Raw genomic sequence first — 15,997 nt, 5'->3', positions numbered from 1 at the left:
CGCGACTACCCCGTGAACGGCGGTGAATTCCCCGGTTCGCTGAGTTCGGCGATGGCCAGCTCCGCCGTGCTGCGGATGTCGAAGAACTTGTCCAGCGCGGTGATCGCGAACAGGTGCTTGCACCTGCCGTTCAGCCCGGCCAGCAGCAGCCGGCCGCCGGACGCGGTGACGGCCTTGTGAACGTAGACGAGCACCGACAGGCCGGAGGAGTCGCACACCTCGACGCCCTGCATGTCGATGACCAGCATCGGCGGCTGCGTGAGATCGAGCGCCTTGGTCACGCGATCGCGCACTTCGGCGGCTGAGGCGAAATCGAAGTCTCCTGTGAGCCTCGCGATGACGCATGGGCCCTGGAGCCCCAAGCTGATCGACAAGGCTTGCTCCGAAGTCACCCAGCTCCACCTACCCGCGTTGCGTTACCGATCCCACTACTTTACGCAAAGTAGCTTCTCGGGTTATACACCAGCATTTGGTCAATATGCCGCTGCGCCACGCCCGATTCCAGCAACATTGCCAAGACTTGATCGTGAATGTGATCGTATCGCCAGTTCGGGGCGATGATGGCAAGATCGTCGTCCCAGGCCGCGCCGAAGTAGTCCATGAAGCACGCCGTGTCGTGGCTGAGCACCATCCGGTCGGCGTACCCGCGACGGCACAGCTCCGCGATCGTGGCCACGCGCCGCTCGGTCGAGTTGTACAGGTCCAGGCCGAACCGGTCCATGCCGAGCGTGGCTCCCGTGTCGGCCAGGCCCATGAGGTGGTCGAGGTCGTTGGAGTCGCCGGCGTGGCCCACGACCACCTTCGTCAGGTCCACGCCCTCCTCGGCGAACAGGCCGAGCGCGATCGTCCCGGTGCGCGCCCCGGCGTTCGTGTGCACGGTGATCGGCGCGCCCGTGCGCAGGTGCGCCCGGGCGACGGCCCGGCAGATCCGCTCGACGCCCGGTGTCAGCCCCTTCTCCTCGACCACGCACTTGAGGAACGCCGCCCGCACCCCGGTGTCGGCGATGCCCTCGGTCAGGTCGCGCACGAAGTCGTCCACCATCGGGTCCGGTCCGTCCAGGAGCAGGCCGGGGCCGCGGTGCTCGTACTGGTGCGGCAGCTCCTCGAAGCAGTAGAGGCCGGTGGCCACGATGATGTGCAGGTCCGGCACCCCGGCGGCGACGCGCTGGATGCGCGGGATGTAGCGGCCGAGCCCCCACACGGTCGGGTCGACGATGGTCCGCACGCCCTTCGCGGCCAGCGCGTTGAGCTTGCGGATCGCGTCGGCCACGCGGAACTCCTCGTCCCACCAGGCGCCCCGGCCGTAGTTCTCCAGGTGCTCGGGCGAGACGACGAACACGTGCTCGTGCATCAGCGTCTGCCCGAGATCGGCGACCTCGACGGGACCCCGCACGGTGGGGACGGGCATGGTCACCTCCATGCCGGCCGGACGGTACGCGCTCACCCGAGCGCCGCCCACACCGTCCAGGCCATGCAGGCGCCAACCTAGGCGCGTCCCGCGGGCCGGTCAACGCCCGAGCCGGCGAGGCGGGGGAACAGCGGGCGGGGCGCGGGCAGCCGCTCGCCGCCCACGGCCGCCGCCACGCGCGCCGCCGCCGAGGGCAGGAAGGGCTCCAGTCGTACGGCCAGCGTCCGGCAGGCGGCCACCAGCGCGGCCAGCGACGCCTCCCGGCCGGCCGGCTCCTGCCGCCACGGCCTGACCCGCTCGACGTACGCGTTCGCCGCCGCCACGATCCCCTGCACCGCCGCGGCGGCCCGCCGGAAGTCGAAGTCCTCCAGCGCCTCGTCCACCAGCGCGCCCGTCCGCTCCCCGGCCTCCGCGAGCGCCCGCTCCGCCTCCCCGGCCTGACCCGCCCGATCTCCCCGATCGGTCACGTGGCCGTCCTGGAAGCGATGGACCATCGTGACGACCCGGTTCACCAGGTTGCCGACGCCGTTGGCCAGGTCCTCGTCCGCGCGGGCGACCAGTCGTTCCTCGGTGAAGTCGGCGTCACCCACGCGCGGCACCTCCCGCAGCAGCCACCACCGCACGGCGTCGACGCCGTAGGCCCGCACGAGCGCCACCGGGTCCACGGTGACGCCGGACGACTTGCTGATCTTGCGCCCGCCGGCCGTCAGGTAGTCGTGCACGACGATGTCGCTCGGCAGCGGCAGCCCCGCCGACAGCAGCATCGCCGGCCAGTACACCGCGTGGAACCGGATCACGCCCTTGCCCACCAGGTGGACCCTGCGGGGTTCCCGCACCCACCAGCGGTCGTAGTCGTCCTCCAGCGCGGTGACGTAGTTGGCCAGGGCGTCCCACCACACGTACACCACCTGACCGGGGTCGTCCGGCACGGGGATGCCCCAGCCGCGGGCGCGGGCGGCGGAGCGCGAGACGCTGAGATCCTCCAGGCCGCTCCGCAGGAACGCCAGCACCTCGTTGCGCCGCGCGGCCGGCTCGACCCGAAGCCGCCCGCTCTCGACGAGGTCGATCAGCCGCTCCCCGTACCGGGACAGGCGGAAGAACCAGTTCTCCTCCGCCACCCGCTGCAACGGCGCCTCGTGCCCCTCCGGGCAGGGCTCTTCCGGGTAGAACTGCTCGCAGCCCACGCAGTAGAGGCCCTCGTACGAGCGCCGGTAGAGGTCGTGGGACACGGCCTTCCAGAGGCGCTCGACGCCCGCCCGGTGCCCGGGATGGCGGCTCGTCCTGACGAAGGCGTCGAACGACAGCTCCAGCGGCTCGCGCAGCGCCTCGAAGGCCGCCGCGTTGCGGTCCACCAGCTCCCGCACCGGCACCCCCTCGGCCTCGGCGGCCAGGACGTTCTTGAGCGAGTTGTCGTCGGTGCCGGTCTGGAACCGTACGGGCTCGCCCCGGCCGCGACGGTGGCGGGCGAGCACGTCCGCCTGCACGATCTCCAGGGCGAACCCCAGGTGCGGGCGGGCGTTGACGTAGGGAATCGTGGTCGTGACGTACATCCGGAACCTCCCATGGGGCCGGACATGACGAAGGCCCCGGTCAGCGGGGCCTCGACAGGACGTGGACGATGAACCCCCTAGGGGGCGGTCATCACCGTGCGCAGCGTCATGCCGCCGATCCTAACGCGCCGCCCACCGCCCCGGCTCGCCCTTTTTCCGGCCTACGTACGTCGTACGGCTCCCGGGTCACGTGCGGCGGTGGACGAGCGCCCGGACGCCGACCCCCACGACGAAGACCGCCAGGCCCGCCGCCACGGAGGCCGGCGGCAGGGTGGCGGCGAGCAGCAGGCACAGGACGAGCCCCGCCACGGGGACGATCCTGGGCGGGGCGCCCTCCTCCCGCGACAGGGTCAGGGCGGCGGCGTTGGCGATCGCGTAGTACACCAGCACCCCGAACGAGGAGAACCCGATCGCCCCGCGCAGGTCCGCCACCATCACCAGCAGGACCACCGCGACGCCCACGGCGAGCTCGGCGCGCCGGGGCACCCGCCGTACCGGGTCGACCGCGGACAGGACGTGCGGCAGGTCGCGCTCGCGCGCCATGGCGAGCACCGTGCGGGAGACGCCGAGCACGAGGGCGAGCAGCGCGCCGAGCGCCGCCACCGCCGCGCCGGCCGTCACCACGGGCCGCAGCCCGCCGAAGCCCGCCGCCGTCACCACCTCGGCCAGCGGGGCGCCGGAGGCCGCCAGCCGCGCGTGGCCCAGGACGTGGAGGGCTGCCAGGGCAACCAGGGTGTAGACGGCGAGCGTGATGCCGAGGGCGATCCCGATCGCGCGGGGGATGGTCCGGCCCGGGTCGCGTACCTCCTCGCCCAGGGTGGCGATCCGGGCGTACCCGGCGAACGCGAAGAACAGCAGCCCGGCCCCCTGGAGCACCCCCCACATGCCGGGAGCCGTGGGGTTCTGCCCGCCCGGGGCAGGTGGGGCGGCGAGCAGGCCGGTGGCGATGACCGCCGCGAGGACGGCCAGCACGAACGCCACCATCACCCGCGCCGCCACGGCGGATCGTTGCACGCCGTACAGGTTGAGCACGGTGACCGCCACCACGGCGGCGACGGCGAGCGGCCTGGCCAGGCCCGGCGCCACGTAGGCGCCGAAGGTCAGCGCCATCGCGGCGCAGGAGGCCGTCTTGCCGACCGTGAAACCCCAGCCGGCCAGGTAGCCCCACAGCGGGCCGAGCCGGCGCCGACCGTAGACGTAGGTGCCGCCCGACTCGGGGTGGAGGGCGGCCAGGCGGGCCGACGACGTGGCGTTGCAGTAGGCGACGACGGCCGCCAGGGCCAGCGCGGCGAGCAGCCACGGCCCGGCGGCGGCCGCCGCCGGGGCGAACGCGGCGAACACGCCCGCGCCGATCATGGCGCTCAGCCCGACGACGACCGCGTCCCCGGTGCCGAGCCGCCGCGCCAGTCCCTCCGCCACGTCGCCCCTCCCTCCACGGGAGCCGCTCTGCCCCACGCCGCCGACATTCTCGCATCGGCACAGAACCGGACCGGCGGCGGCGGGTCAGGAGTCCGTGTGCGGGGACGGGACCACCAGGACGGGCCTGGTGGCGTGGTGCAGCACGCGGTCCGACGTGCTGCCCAGCAGCAGCGACCGGATCCCGCCCATGCCCCGCGTGCCCGTCACGATGAGCGTGGCGCCGATGTCCTCGGCCACGTCCACGATCGCCGACCACACGGACAGCGCGTCGGTCGCCACCCGGTGCGTGGCCTCCAGTCCCGCCTCCCGCGCGAGCCTGGCCCCCTCGGCCGCCAAGTCCGTCATGGACTGCTCGATCGCGTCGTCCTCCGCGCTCGTGTCTCCCACCGCGACCACGAGACCCGCCGACGCGCGCGCCGACGTCATCGCCGCCCGCTCCCACACGGTCAGCACCACGGCCGGCTGTCCCTTCAGCAACGTCCCGGCGAAAGCGATCGCGGCCTTGGCGTCCTCGGACCCGTCATAGGCGATCAGCACGCTCATCTCGACATCTCCTCATCAGATCCGTTCGGTCGGACCGTGCTCCTACCGCTGGGCGGCCGTTTCACGCCTGCCGGGCGGGTAGCTGCTTGTCATGACGGTGACGAGGTTCCAGGATCTGCCGCTGGCCGACCGCGACCGCGCGTGGGACGCCGCCGCGGCCGAGAAGCGGGTGCGGAAGTGGGCGGGCGCGGAGGACGCGCCGACCGACAAGTACCGGCAGGCGCACGTCTGGTACGACGGCGACGACGCCGACGAGTTCGGCGCCTACAAGCTGCCGATCGCCGACGTCGTCGGGGGTGAGCTGAAGGTGGTGCCGCGGGCCGTCATCTCCGCGGCCGGGGTCGTGGACGGCGCCAGGGGCGGGGTCCGCCTGCCCGAGGAGGAGGTGCCCCGGGTCAAGGCGCACCTCGCCAATTACTACGCCAAGATGGGCGACACCCCGCCCTGGGACCGCTGAACCGCCTGCTGGGCCGGCTTCCGGGGAAGGGACCGCAGCATCGACAGACCGGCCAGGGCGAGCACTCCCACCTCGGAGACGACCACCACGCGCTGGGTCAGCCCGGCCGGGACCTCGTCGTCGGCCAGCGGGATGCCGCACATCCGCACCACGTAGGGGATCACGACGAGCAGGAGCGCGCCGAGCGCGATCGCGCTCAGCACCCGCACCGCCACCGCGTACCGGGCGCGGGTCCTGGCCCACAGCATCCCGGCCGCCGGCATGGCGAGGAACGCGGCGAAGGCGGCGTAGCGGTGGATGCCGCCCGACAGCGACAGCGGCACGCCCGGCCGGTCCGTCGGGAACGCCCCGATGAGGAACATGCTGACCGCCCACGCCACCACCAGCACGACGACGCCGCCGTTCGCCCCGGCCCGGCGCAGCCCTTCGGCGGTGAGCGCGGCGCCCACGGCGAACAGCGTCAGCGACGTGGGCAGCAGCCAGCCTCCCGGGGCGAAGGCGTACGAGCTGATCACGGTGTGCATCGGGTCGAGCCCGGTTCGCGCGTGCAGGGCCAGCATGGCGCCCGACCCGGTGGCGATGGTGGAGAGTCCGCTCACAAGCAATGCCTTCATGCTTCAAAGCTCGTGGAACACGGCCTTGCGGAATATCGGAGATCGGCCCGAACCGGCCCTGAACGTCCCCCTAATACCTTGGTCGGGGCGTCCCTGGGAGGAGGCCGGTGACCTGGGCGGACGTCACCCCGATGGGGAGGGCCGCCTCAGGGTCGGTAGGGCGGGCCCCACCCGGGCGCCCTACCGCGGGTCAGCGGGCGGGGATCTGGAAGTAGGCGCGGATCGTGGTGCCGCCGGCCCGTGTGTGGACCCGTACGAGATCGCTCAGCAGGTTGACGATGAGCAGCCCACGCGAGCCCGCGACGCGCGGATCGACCGGCCGGCGGCCTGCCAGCGGGTCGGTGATGTGCCCGGTGTCGCTGACCTCGCACACCAGCCGGTCGTCCTCGGCCCAGACGCGGATGTCGCCCGCGCCGCCGCCGTGGTCGAGGCTGTTGGCGCCGAGCTCGGCGACGACCAGGCGGATGTCGTCCAGGCGGGTGCCGTCGAAGCCCAGCTCGGCCGCGCGGCCCGCGGCGAGGGTGCGGGCCGCGGCGAAGTTGCCGCGGTCGAAGCGGAGGGCGGCGAAGTCGGCGGGCTCGTCCAAGGGCCGGTTGTGCTCGCGCACGACGTGGTCGGGGTCGTAGGCGGCGCTGGCCCGCTCACCCTCGCTGTCCTGGAGCACCGGGTGGGTCAGCTCCGCCTCGCGCAGGACCAGGGGGTCGAGCCGCTCGGCGTCATAGGGGCACAGGATCGTGACGTTCCGCCCGCTGAAGGCGTGATTGATCAGTGCCTCGTGCTGCGCGCAGGCGGGGTACTCGGTGGCGCTGCGGCCGGCCCAGATCGGCTCGCCGATGATGCGCACGTGCCTGTCGGTGTGGCGGTCGGCGAAGGCCCGCAGGACCGAGGGGATGATGCGGCCGGGGTTGCGGCCTTCCTGCTCCATGTCGAGGAGCAGCACGTGAGCCGCGTCGGAGCCGAGGCCACCCTCGATGAGCTTGAGATTGGCGGCCGGCACCGAGACGGCCACCGGCTCGTCCGCGGCCAGACCGGCGCGGATGAAGGCCGTGGTAGCAGCGACGTACTCCCGGTCGCCTCGGTAGTAGAGCGCCGGGTGCACGAATGGTTCTGCCAGCATCACCTGTCACGGTACCCGCTCATGAGGAGTTCAAGGCAATCCGATGGGTATCCCTCGGTTGTGAAGAGAGTCCAGATCGTGCAACGCCCCCGGCCGGCACAGCAGCCGGCGCCCCTCGACCTGCGCACTCCGTCCGGCCGGAGGCTGCCGTTCTGAGGCCGCCGTCATGTCCGTGACAAGCCCGCGCGTCACCCGCGCGGGCGCTCGTTCACCCACCGGCGCGCTCGCACGCCTCGAAGCCCTGCTCGTTTGACCTGGTGGAACAACTCCGCCGAGCGCGACACGTCGGCGCCGGACGCGACGACGCCATGCACGGGGACGGCGGGATGCCGGCGTTGACAGTGGTGTGCAAGTGGTGGTCAAGGAAGGCCCCATACTTTCCCTTCATCCGCAAAAGCAAAGAAGGGCCTGAAATGAACACCCCTCGTCGTCGCATCGCCGTCGTGATCGCGACGCTCACCCTCGCCGGCCTCACCACCGCCTGTGGCGCGATCGGCAACGCGGTCGACTGCAACCAAGTCGGCCAGGAGATCACCAAGATCACCACTGAGCTCCAGGGCTCCCTGGCGAGCGCCGGCACCGACCCCAAGGCATTCGAGAAGGCCAGCCAGGAGGCCGCCGGCAAGCTCAAGACGCTCGCCGGCAACTACGACGGCGACCTCGCCGGCGCGATCAACGACATGGCGGCCGTCTTCGACGGCATCAAGATGGACAATCCGTCCGGTGTGACGGCGAGCATGTCGAAGATCTCGTCGGCGCAGACGAAGATCCAGAGCGCCTGCGGCTGATCCCGCCTCCGGCCGTCGCGACGCCTGCGGGGGGCAGTGCGATCGCGGCGGCCGGCCGTTCTTGCGGCGGGCTGGTCCCGCGCATGTCCCGAAAAATCCGTCTACTCTTGCTGCCCGTGACGGGCGACACGCCGGCGGGCGAGACCGAGACGACCCCCGCCACCCCCTCCCTCTGGAAGCTGTGGCTGAGCGATCACCGGCTCGGCGTGGGCCTGATCGCCCTACTGTCCGCCACCGCCTACGCGGCCGTCGGCCTGGTCAAGCTGGCCACCTTCCGCGCCTCCGTCTTCGACCTCGTCATCTTCGATCAGACGGTGCGCAACTACTCGAACTTCCGGCCCCCGTACGCGCCGGCGGTCGGCGCCATCCACGGCCGGGGGCTCGACTACCTGCAACTGGCCGACCACTTCTCCCCCGCGTACGCGCTGCTCGCACCGTTCTACTGGGTCCACGACGGGCCGGAGTCGCTCGTCGTCGCGCAGGCGCTGCTGTTCGCCGCGGCGATCCCGTTCGTCTGGCTGTTCACCCGCCGGGTGCTCGGCACCGGCCCGGCCTACCTCGTCGCCGTCGCGTACGCGCTGTCCTGGCCCGTGGCGCAGGCGATCGCGTTCGACGTGCACGAGGTGATGTTCGTCCCGCTGCTCACCTCGATCATGATCGAGCGCTACCACGCGGGCCGGTCGCTGCCGGCGTTCGCGGCGATGGGCGGGCTCCTCCTGGTCAAGGAGGACATGGGCCTGATGGTGATCGGGTTCGCCCTCTACCTGTTCGTCACCGGCGACCGCTTCCGCGGGGTGTGCTGCGCGGCGATCGGCGTCGGCGGCGTGCTCATCACGCGCGGGGCGCTCATCCCCATGCTGGGCGGCAGCGCCGACGACTTCTGGGCGTACGGCCACCTCGGCCCGGACGTGCCGGGCGCCCTGCTGATGCTGCTGCGGGACCCCGTCGCCGCGATCCTGCTGCCGTTCAGCGACGAGGCCAAGGTGGACACGCTCTTCCTGATGGCCTGGCCGACGCTCCTGCTGTGCCTGCTGTCGCCCCTGTCGCTGGTCGCGCTGCCGCACGTGCTCGAACGCATGCTTGCGGACCGGGCCCTGTGGTGGCAGGCGGACTTCCAGTACAACGCGTTCACCGTGGTCATCCTGCTCTGCGCGGGCGTGGACGGGCTGGCCAGGCTGCTGCGCCGGCTCCGGCGGCCCGACGACCGGCCGCTGCGGCTGGCCTGGGCGTTCGGCGCCTGCGTGATCGCCGTGACGCTGGTGCCCCGCTTCGCGCTGGACCAGCTCTACCATCCCGACTTCTACCGGGGCGACCAGGTCAAGGTGGCCGCGGCCCGGGAGGCGGTGTCGAAGGTACCGGCCGGCGTCGTCGTGGAGGCCACCAACTCGGTCGGGCCTGCGCTCAGCTCCCGCACCACCGTCCTGCTGTGGACCGGGCAGCCGCACGGCGCCCCGTGGGTGGTGGCGGACACGGCCCGCTGGGAGTTCCCGTTCGGCTCGGCCGAGGAGCAGGCGGCGCAGGTGGGGCGGCTGGAGGCCGAGGGCTACCGGAGGGTGTTCGAGCGCGACGGCTACGTGGTGCTGAACCGTCCCTGAGCGCCGGCCTCCGCGTACGCGCGGTCGAACCCCTCCAGGACGGCCGGCCAGGTGCCCGCCGTCGGCGGGGTGACGCGGTTGTGCGCGGTGATCCGGTCGCGCAGGCCCGCGTCGGCGCACAGGCGGGCCACCGCCGCCGCCATCTCGCCGAGGTCGCGGCCGAGCAGGCCCTCCGTGCCGTGCCGGACGAAGTCGGCCACCCCGCTCTGCGCCCGCGCCACCACCGGCAGACCGGCGGCGCGGGCCTCCAGCGCGGCGATGCCGAACGACTCGCGTGGCGCCGGCGCCACGAACACGTCGGCCGACTCCAGCACCTTGGCGATCTGCTCGCGCGTGTGCCGGCCGGGCAGCGACACCCAGCCGGTCATGCCGTGCCGGGCGAGGTAACGCTCCATGGAGCCGCGCGCCGGCCCGTCGCCGATCACGGTGGCGCGCAGCGGGACGGCCGCCGGGACCAGGGCGCGCACGCGGTCGAGCAGCCGCAGCAGCCGCACCGGCTGCTTGCGTGGCGCCAGCCGGCCCACCGCGACGATGTGCACCTCACCGGGTTTCTCGAAGTCCGCGCCCGCCTCGCCGAGGTCCGCGTCCCGCTCGACGGGCCGGCCTCCGGCCGTGCCGGGCCGCCACGCCGACAGGTCGAGGCCGTTGGAGACGACGTGCACGGGCACGCGACCGCCCGCGACCGCGCGGATCGGCGCCGCCGCGGCGTTGCTCACCGTCGTGGCCACCAGGCCCCAGCGCTGCCAGCCGTACGCCAGACGCAGCAGGCGGTACGCGGCCCGCGTGAGCGGGTCCCACATGCTGTGCACGGTGACCACGCACGGCAGCCCGGCGCGCACGGCCGCGCGCACGCCCATCCAGGCGAACGGCGAGACCGCCCCCGTGTGGACGTGCACCACGTCCGGCCGTGAGGACGTCATGCGCCGCGTGAGATGCCTCACCCCCGCCGGGTGCACGGGCAGGTCGAAGGGCATCGGGGCGACGATCCGGTGGACGCCGGGCAGCTCCTCGCCCCTGGTGGCGGTGGCCACCTCGACCTCGTGGCCGGCCCGCCGCTGCATCCGCACCAGATCGGCGACCTGAACCTCGATCCCCCCGAGCCGCGGCAGGTAACAGTCACTCACGTGAAAGATCCGCACCCCTCCCAGACTAATCTGGGCCTGTGCCTCCACGTACCGCTGTGTTCTTCCACGCCCATCCCGACGACGAGGCCCTGCTGACGGCGGGCACGATGGCGATGCTCGCGGCCGAGGGGCACCGCGTCGTGCTCGTGGTGGCGACCGCCGGCGAGCGCGGCCTGGCCGAGATGGAGCCGGGCGACGAGCTGGGCCGCACCCGGATGGAGGAGCTGTACGAGTCGGCGGCGCTGCTCGGGTGCGCCCGCGTGGAGTGCCTGGGCTACGGCGACTCGGGCCTCAGCCCCAAGGGCGGCGTGGCCGACGAGCGGCCCGACAACGCCTTCATCGACGCCGACTCCGAGGAGGCCGCCGGCAAGCTCGCCGCCATCCTCCGGGAGGAGGAGGCCGAGCTGCTGTCGATCTACGATCCGGCGGGCGGCTACGGCCATCCCGACCACGTCCAGGTCCACCGGGTGGGGCGGCGCGCCGCGGAGATCGCGGGCACGCGGATCGTGCTGGAGGCGACGGTCAACCGCGACCCGCTGGTCAGGCTGCTGCGCCTGGCGGGCAAGGTCTACCGGTTCCCGCCGGAGTTCGACGTGCGCACGTTCGAGAGCGCGTACTCACCCGGCGAGGCCATCACCCACCGGGTCAACGTCCGGAAGTACACGAGACAGAAGCGGGCGGCCATGGCCGCGCACGCCTCCCAGGCGAGCGGCGGCGACGGCGACCGCACCCTGGCCGTGCTGCTGAAGGTCCCCGGCCCGCTCTACCGCCTCGTGTTCGGCACGGAGTGGTTCGTCCGCCGCGACGTCCCGCCCGGCGCCCGCCTGCGTCACCCTCTGGACCCGTGGCCGAGTTGACACCTGCGGATGATCCGCGTCGCGTCCCCTACCGGCAGACTGGGGTGCGATGAAGAACAAGTGGCTCCAGATCACCCTGTCCGCGCTCTCGCTGGCGCTGGCCGTGGTGCTCGTCGTGTACCTCCCACAGATCGTCCGCGCGCTGACCGGCAAGCCGGTGTCCTGGCACGCGATCGGCGCGGTGTTCGCCACGCTCGGTCCCGGCATGATCGCGCTGATGACCGCGTTGTGGCTGCTGAGCCTGCTCGCGTACACGTTCGTGCTGACCGGCTCGCTGCCCGGCCTCGGCCACACGCGGGCGCTCACGCTCAACGCGGCCGGGAGCGCGGTGAGCAATCTGCTGCCGTTCGGCGGCGCCGCCGGGGTGGCGCTGACCTTCGCGATGACCCGCGGCTGGGGGTTCGCCAACCGCCCGATCGTGGTGATGACGCTGGTCAGCGGCATCTGGAACACCTTGTTCAGGTTCATCCTGCCGGCGGTCGGCATCATCGCGCTGCTCATGGCGGGCGAGGTGCCCAACCACACCGTGGCGCGGGCCGGCTGGGTGGGCGCGGTGTCGATCCTGGTGCTGTGCGCGGTCGTGGCGGCGGCCCTCTACTGGGACCGCGCCGCCGACCTGCTGGGGCGCGGCCTGGACGCGCTGGTCCGCCTGCTGCGGCTGCGCTTCCACGCCTCCGAGGCGCTGCATCGGCTGCGCGCCGACACCGCGGACATCGTGCGCACCCGCTGGCTCGGCCTGTCGGTGGGCATGGTGTTCTTCCTCGGGTTCCAGTGGGCGATCATGGCCGTGTGCATGCTGGCCACCGGCGCCTACCCCGGCCTGGCCCAGTCGATCGCCGTCTTCGCCCTGTCGCGCGTGCTCACCAGCGCCCTGATCACCCCCAGCGGGGCGGGCATCATGGAGGGTGGCGTGGTGCTCCTGCTCACCAGTGCCTTCGGGGTGGAGGCGGCTCCGGCCACCGCGACCGCACTGCTGTTCGGCTTCTGGACTTACACTATCGAGATCCCGTTCGGCGGTCTCGCCCTGGGCGCGTGGGCGCTGCTGCGCAGGCGTGACGGCCGAGGCACCGCCACGGAGCCCCCGTCCACGATCTCGAAGGCCTCCCCGTGACCATCCGAAACGAAACAAAGACCTTGTGCGTGATTCGGAAGCTTGCATAGCGTGGCGGCTGACATGGTGGCGTTCCGGGTTCTGGGGCCAGTCGAGGCGTACGAAGACGACGAACTCGACCTCGGCGGGTTGCGGCAGCGGGCCGTCCTCGCCCGGCTTCTCGTGGCCAGAGGTCAGGTCGTCCCCGTCGACACGTTGCTGTACGACCTCTGGGATGACGACACGGCCAAGGGGGCCCAGTCGGGGCTCCAGGTTTACATCTCGCGGCTGCGCCGTGTGCTGGAGCCGGGCCGTCCCCGTGGCGGACCCAACCGGCTGCTGGTGACCGTCGCCTCCGGCTACGCGCTGCGGGTGGCGCCCGACCAGGTGGACGCGCTCACGTTCGAGCAGCTCGTCCGCGCCGCCGGCGAGCACCTGGAGGAGGCCGACCCGCAGTCGGCGCGCGGCCGGCTGCACAAGGCCCTCGGGCTGTGGCGCGGCACCCCCTACTCCGACTTCGCCGACCAGCCGTGGGCCGAGGCCGAGGTCCACCGGCTGACCGAGCTGCGCCTGGTGGCCCGTGAGCGGCACGCCGACACCGGCCTGCGCCTCGGCCTGCACGCCGAGACCGTGCCCGACCTGGAGGCGCTCACCACCGAGCACCCGCTGCGCGAGGAGGGCTGGCGGCTGCTCGCCCTCGGTCTCTACCGCTGCGGCCGGCAGGGCGACGCGCTCGCGGCGCTGCGCCGGGCCCGCGGCATCCTGGCCGACGAGCTGGGCATCGACCCGGGGCCGGCGCTGCGCAAGCTGGAGTCCGACATCCTCGCCCAGTCCCCCGAGCTGGAGCTCGCCACGGTGGCCCGGCCGCCGCGGCCCGTGCCGGTCGGCGACACCTGGCCGCCCCGGCCCGCCGCCGCGGTCGAGCCTCCGCCGTTGGAGCCCGAGCCGTTCGTCGGCCGCGACGCCGAGCTGGCCCGGCTGACCGCCGCCGCCGGCCGTACGGGCCGGTTCCAGGTGGCCATCGTCACCGGCGTCGCGGGGGCGGGCAAGACGACGCTGCTGCGCCAGCTGGAGAGCCGGCTCGCCGGCGACGGCTGGATGACGGCCTCGGGCGCCTGCCCCGACTCCAGCGCGACGCCGCCCGGCTGGGCGTGGGTGGAGATCCTGCGCTCGCTGGTCGGCCGCACCGGCGCGGGCGAGTACTCCCAGCTCCTCGCCCCGCTGCTCGACGACGCCGCGCCCGATCCCGACGACGACGAGGTGTCCGGCGGCTTCCGCCTGCACCGGGCGGTCGGCGGCTACCTGGCCGGGGTGGCGCGGCGCGCGCCGATGCTGCTGACGGTGGAGGACCTGCACTGGGCCGACGACCAGACGCTCGCCCTGCTGCGCGCGCTGCCCAGCCTGCTGGCCACCAGCCGGGTGATGCTGGTCGTGACGTGCCGGGAGAGCGAGCTCGACGACGGGCAGTCCGACGTGCTGGCCTCGCTGGCCCGGCTGGGCCCGCTGCGCGTGCAGCTCTCGGGGCTCGACCCGAAGGCCGTGGCCGAGCTGGTCAGGGCGACGTGCGTACGCGAGATCGACGAGGACGCGGTCGAGTCGATCGTGGAGCGCACCGCCGGCAACCCCTTCTTCGTGCGCGAGACCGTCCGGCTGCTCGACTCCGAGGCCGCCGCCGACCGGGCCAGCGCGGCCGAGGTGCTGTCGCGCGTGCCGTCCGGCGTGCGCGACGTGCTGCGGCGGCGCATCTCGCGCCTGCCCGCCGGGGCTCAGCAGATCCTGCTCCAGGCCGCGGTGATCGGCCGGGACGTCGATGTGGACGTGCTTGTCGACGTGGCGGGCGATGAGGATGCCGTCGTGGAGGCCGTCGAGGCGGCGTTGCTCGCCGGGCTGGTCACCGAGCCGGGCCCCGGGCTGCTGCGGTTCGACCACGACCTCGTACGCGACACGATCTACTCCGACGCGTCGCGGCTGCGTCGCACCCGGCTGCACGCGGCGGTCGCGGCCGTCATCGAGCGGCGGGCGCCGTCCGACGTGGCCGCGCTCGCCCACCACTACTTCCTGGCCGACGCCTCGGAGAAGGCCGTGCACTACGCCGGGCTGGCCGCCGAGCAGGCCGAGCGCCGCTTCGCCCACCGGGAGGCGGCGGCGCTGTGGGAGCAGGCCATCGCCGCGTTCAACCGCACCGGCGGTGACACGCGCGACCGGCTGCTGCTCATGCTGCACCGGATCAAGGCGCTGGCGCTGTGCGGCGACATGACCGCGGCCCGGCTGCTGCGCCGCGAGGCCATGGACGCCGCGCTGCCGCTGGGCGACCTGGAGATCACCGCCCGGGTGGCGGCCTCGCTGGCCGTCCCCCACAAGGGCATGGCGCGCGACTTCACGCGCACCGCGTGGGAGATCGTGGACGTCACCGAGAAGGCGCTCATGGAGCTGCCCGAGGGTGAGCAGACCCTGCGCGCCAGCCTGCTCACGACCCTCGCGCTGGAGCTGGAGGGCTCCTCCTCGCCCGAGCGCGGGCGGCAGGCGTCGCTGGAGGCGCTGGAGCTGGCCCGCCAGAGCGGAGACCCGGTGCTGCTGGCCGCCGCGCTGAGCGGGCGGCTGCGTCAGTCGTACGACATCCCGGCGGTCGACACCCGCGAGAGCATCGGCAGGGAGCTGCTGGAGGTGGCCCAGCGCTCCGGCCAGATGGCCACGCAGGCGCTCGCCCACCTGGTCCTGCTGGAGTGCGCGGCGGCGCGCGGCGAGTTCGCCGTGGCCGACGAGCACGCCGCCGCCGCCGACCGGCTGGCCCGGCAGTACGACCTGTCGGCGCCCGCCGCGGTGTGCGCCTGGTACTCCGGGCAGCGGATGATGATCGCCGGCGACTACGCGGGGGCCGAGCGGACCTACCGCGAGGCGGCCCGGATGACGGCGCGCGCCGGCATGCTGGAGGGCCGCCAGGACCTGCCGCTGATCACCACGTTCTGCCTGCACCTGGTCGACGGCCGCGCGGCCGAGACCGTCGAGCTGCTGTCCGAGGCGCACCAGCGGGGCGCCAAGTGGACGCTCGACGCGTACGCGCTGGCGCTCGCCTCCGCCGGGCACCAGGCCGACGCCAAGGCGGTGGCCGCCGTCCGGCCGCCGGTCCGGCCCGACTTCCTGTACGAGCTGGCGATGACGTGGCGGGCGCTGGCCGGGATGCTGCTCGACGACCGGGAGCGGATGGTCGACTGCTACGACAAGCTCGTGCCGTTCGCCGACCGGATCGCCGGGGCGGGCACCGGGGTGGTGGCGCTGTGGCCGGTCGCGCTGACGCTCGGCGACCTGGCGCTGCGGCTGGGGCAGCCGGAGGCGGCGCGCGGCCACTACGTCAAGGCGCTGGAGGTCGCGGAGCGGGTCGGCGTGCGGCGCTGGGTCGAGGCGGCCCGCCGGTCGGTCGACGGCTCGGGCGTCTGA

At 73.3% G+C, this 15,997-nt stretch carries 14 protein-coding genes; 6 read left to right on the top strand and 8 right to left on the bottom strand.

Annotated elements, in window-relative coordinates; translation table 11 throughout:
- Nucleotides 1–5 precede the first annotated feature (5 nt).
- The 5 genes from AB0H64_RS29080 to AB0H64_RS29060 form a co-directional block, all read right to left on the bottom strand.
- Nucleotides 6–392 (bottom strand): STAS domain-containing protein, encoded by a 387-nt coding sequence (locus AB0H64_RS29080; RefSeq protein ID WP_310717030.1) that lies wholly within the window; start codon nt 390–392, stop codon nt 6–8.
- Between the two features lie 41 nt (nt 393–433).
- On the bottom strand, nt 434–1,408 hold the full coding sequence (locus tag AB0H64_RS29075) for a phosphotriesterase-related protein (protein ID WP_357630763.1): 975 nt from the start codon (nt 1,406–1,408) through the stop codon (nt 434–436).
- 77 nt (nt 1,409–1,485) lie between these two features.
- Nucleotides 1,486–2,958: a methionine--tRNA ligase gene (metG, locus tag AB0H64_RS29070; protein WP_357630760.1), complete on the bottom strand. Its 1,473-nt coding sequence runs from the start codon at nt 2,956–2,958 to the stop codon at nt 1,486–1,488.
- Nucleotides 2,959–3,144: 186 nt separating this feature from the next.
- Nucleotides 3,145–4,377, bottom strand: a complete 1,233-nt coding sequence (locus AB0H64_RS29065) for an APC family permease (RefSeq protein WP_357630757.1) — start codon at nt 4,375–4,377, stop codon at nt 3,145–3,147.
- An 84-nt stretch (nt 4,378–4,461) separates the two neighbouring features.
- Nucleotides 4,462–4,920 carry a universal stress protein gene (locus tag AB0H64_RS29060; protein WP_357630755.1) on the bottom strand — a complete coding sequence of 153 codons (459 nt, stop codon included), beginning with the start codon at nt 4,918–4,920 and terminating at the stop codon, nt 4,462–4,464.
- Between the two features lie 91 nt (nt 4,921–5,011).
- On the opposite strand from AB0H64_RS29060, the gene AB0H64_RS29055 reads away from it, so the two are divergent.
- The gene (locus AB0H64_RS29055) at nt 5,012–5,377 is read left to right on the top strand and encodes a hypothetical protein (RefSeq protein WP_357630752.1); all 366 of its coding nucleotides are present in this window, start codon (nt 5,012–5,014) and stop codon (nt 5,375–5,377) included.
- On the opposite strand, the gene AB0H64_RS29050 is transcribed toward AB0H64_RS29055, so the two are convergent.
- Nucleotides 5,338–5,991: a DUF998 domain-containing protein gene (locus AB0H64_RS29050; protein WP_357630750.1), complete on the bottom strand. Its 654-nt coding sequence runs from the start codon at nt 5,989–5,991 to the stop codon at nt 5,338–5,340. The two genes, AB0H64_RS29055 and AB0H64_RS29050, sit on opposite strands and share 40 nt — an antisense overlap.
- A 190-nt stretch (nt 5,992–6,181) precedes the next feature.
- Nucleotides 6,182–7,108 (bottom strand): anti-sigma factor RsbA family regulatory protein, encoded by a 927-nt coding sequence (locus tag AB0H64_RS29045; protein ID WP_357630747.1) that lies wholly within the window; start codon nt 7,106–7,108, stop codon nt 6,182–6,184.
- Between the two features lie 257 nt (nt 7,109–7,365).
- Here AB0H64_RS29045 and AB0H64_RS29040 point away from each other — a divergent pair, with 257 nt between their 5' ends.
- A complete protein-coding gene (locus AB0H64_RS29040) occupies nt 7,366–7,896 on the top strand; it encodes a hypothetical protein (RefSeq protein WP_357630745.1) in 531 nt (176 codons plus the stop codon).
- Nucleotides 7,897–8,012: 116 nt separating this feature from the next.
- Nucleotides 8,013–9,491: a DUF2079 domain-containing protein gene (locus AB0H64_RS29035; RefSeq protein WP_357630742.1), complete on the top strand. Its 1,479-nt coding sequence runs from the start codon at nt 8,013–8,015 to the stop codon at nt 9,489–9,491.
- Here AB0H64_RS29035 and AB0H64_RS29030 read toward each other — a convergent pair.
- Nucleotides 9,467–10,615, bottom strand: a complete 1,149-nt coding sequence (locus AB0H64_RS29030) for a glycosyltransferase family 4 protein (RefSeq protein WP_357630739.1) — start codon at nt 10,613–10,615, stop codon at nt 9,467–9,469. The genes AB0H64_RS29035 and AB0H64_RS29030 overlap by 25 nt on opposite strands.
- Nucleotides 10,616–10,653: 38 nt before the next feature.
- On the opposite strand from AB0H64_RS29030, the gene AB0H64_RS29025 reads away from it, so the two are divergent.
- The 3 genes from AB0H64_RS29025 to AB0H64_RS29015 are packed head-to-tail and all read left to right on the top strand — an operon-like array spanning nt 10,654 to nt 15,997.
- Complete coding sequence (locus AB0H64_RS29025) at nt 10,654–11,472, top strand: PIG-L family deacetylase (RefSeq protein ID WP_357630736.1); 819 nt, start codon at nt 10,654–10,656, stop codon at nt 11,470–11,472.
- Nucleotides 11,473–11,521: 49 nt separating this feature from the next.
- Complete coding sequence (locus AB0H64_RS29020) at nt 11,522–12,583, top strand: lysylphosphatidylglycerol synthase domain-containing protein (RefSeq protein ID WP_357630733.1); 1,062 nt, start codon at nt 11,522–11,524, stop codon at nt 12,581–12,583.
- A gap of 51 nt (nt 12,584–12,634) precedes the next feature.
- On the top strand, nt 12,635–15,997 hold the full coding sequence (locus AB0H64_RS29015) for a BTAD domain-containing putative transcriptional regulator (RefSeq protein WP_357630730.1): 3,363 nt from the start codon (nt 12,635–12,637) through the stop codon (nt 15,995–15,997).

The sequence above is a fragment of the Nonomuraea sp. NPDC050733 genome (assembly GCF_040654215.1).
GTDB lineage: Bacteria > Actinomycetota > Actinomycetes > Streptosporangiales > Streptosporangiaceae > Nonomuraea.
This window is presented reverse-complemented; position numbering and strand designations above follow the sequence as displayed.

Excerpts from the sequence above, each read along its gene's own strand:
- AB0H64_RS29075 (WP_357630763.1), bottom strand. The coding sequence starts at position 1,408 with ATGCCCGTCCCCACCGTGCGGGGTCCCGTCGAGGTCGCCGATCTCGGG.
- metG (WP_357630760.1), bottom strand. The coding sequence starts at position 2,958 with ATGTACGTCACGACCACGATTCCCTACGTCAACGCCCGCCCGCACCTG.
- AB0H64_RS29060 (WP_357630755.1), bottom strand. The coding sequence starts at position 4,920 with ATGAGCGTGCTGATCGCCTATGACGGGTCCGAGGACGCCAAGGCCGCG.
- AB0H64_RS29055 (WP_357630752.1), top strand. The coding sequence starts at position 5,012 with ATGACGGTGACGAGGTTCCAGGATCTGCCGCTGGCCGACCGCGACCGC.
- AB0H64_RS29050 (WP_357630750.1), bottom strand. The coding sequence starts at position 5,991 with ATGAAGGCATTGCTTGTGAGCGGACTCTCCACCATCGCCACCGGGTCG.
- AB0H64_RS29045 (WP_357630747.1), bottom strand. The coding sequence starts at position 7,108 with ATGCTGGCAGAACCATTCGTGCACCCGGCGCTCTACTACCGAGGCGAC.
- AB0H64_RS29020 (WP_357630733.1), top strand. The coding sequence starts at position 11,522 with ATGAAGAACAAGTGGCTCCAGATCACCCTGTCCGCGCTCTCGCTGGCG.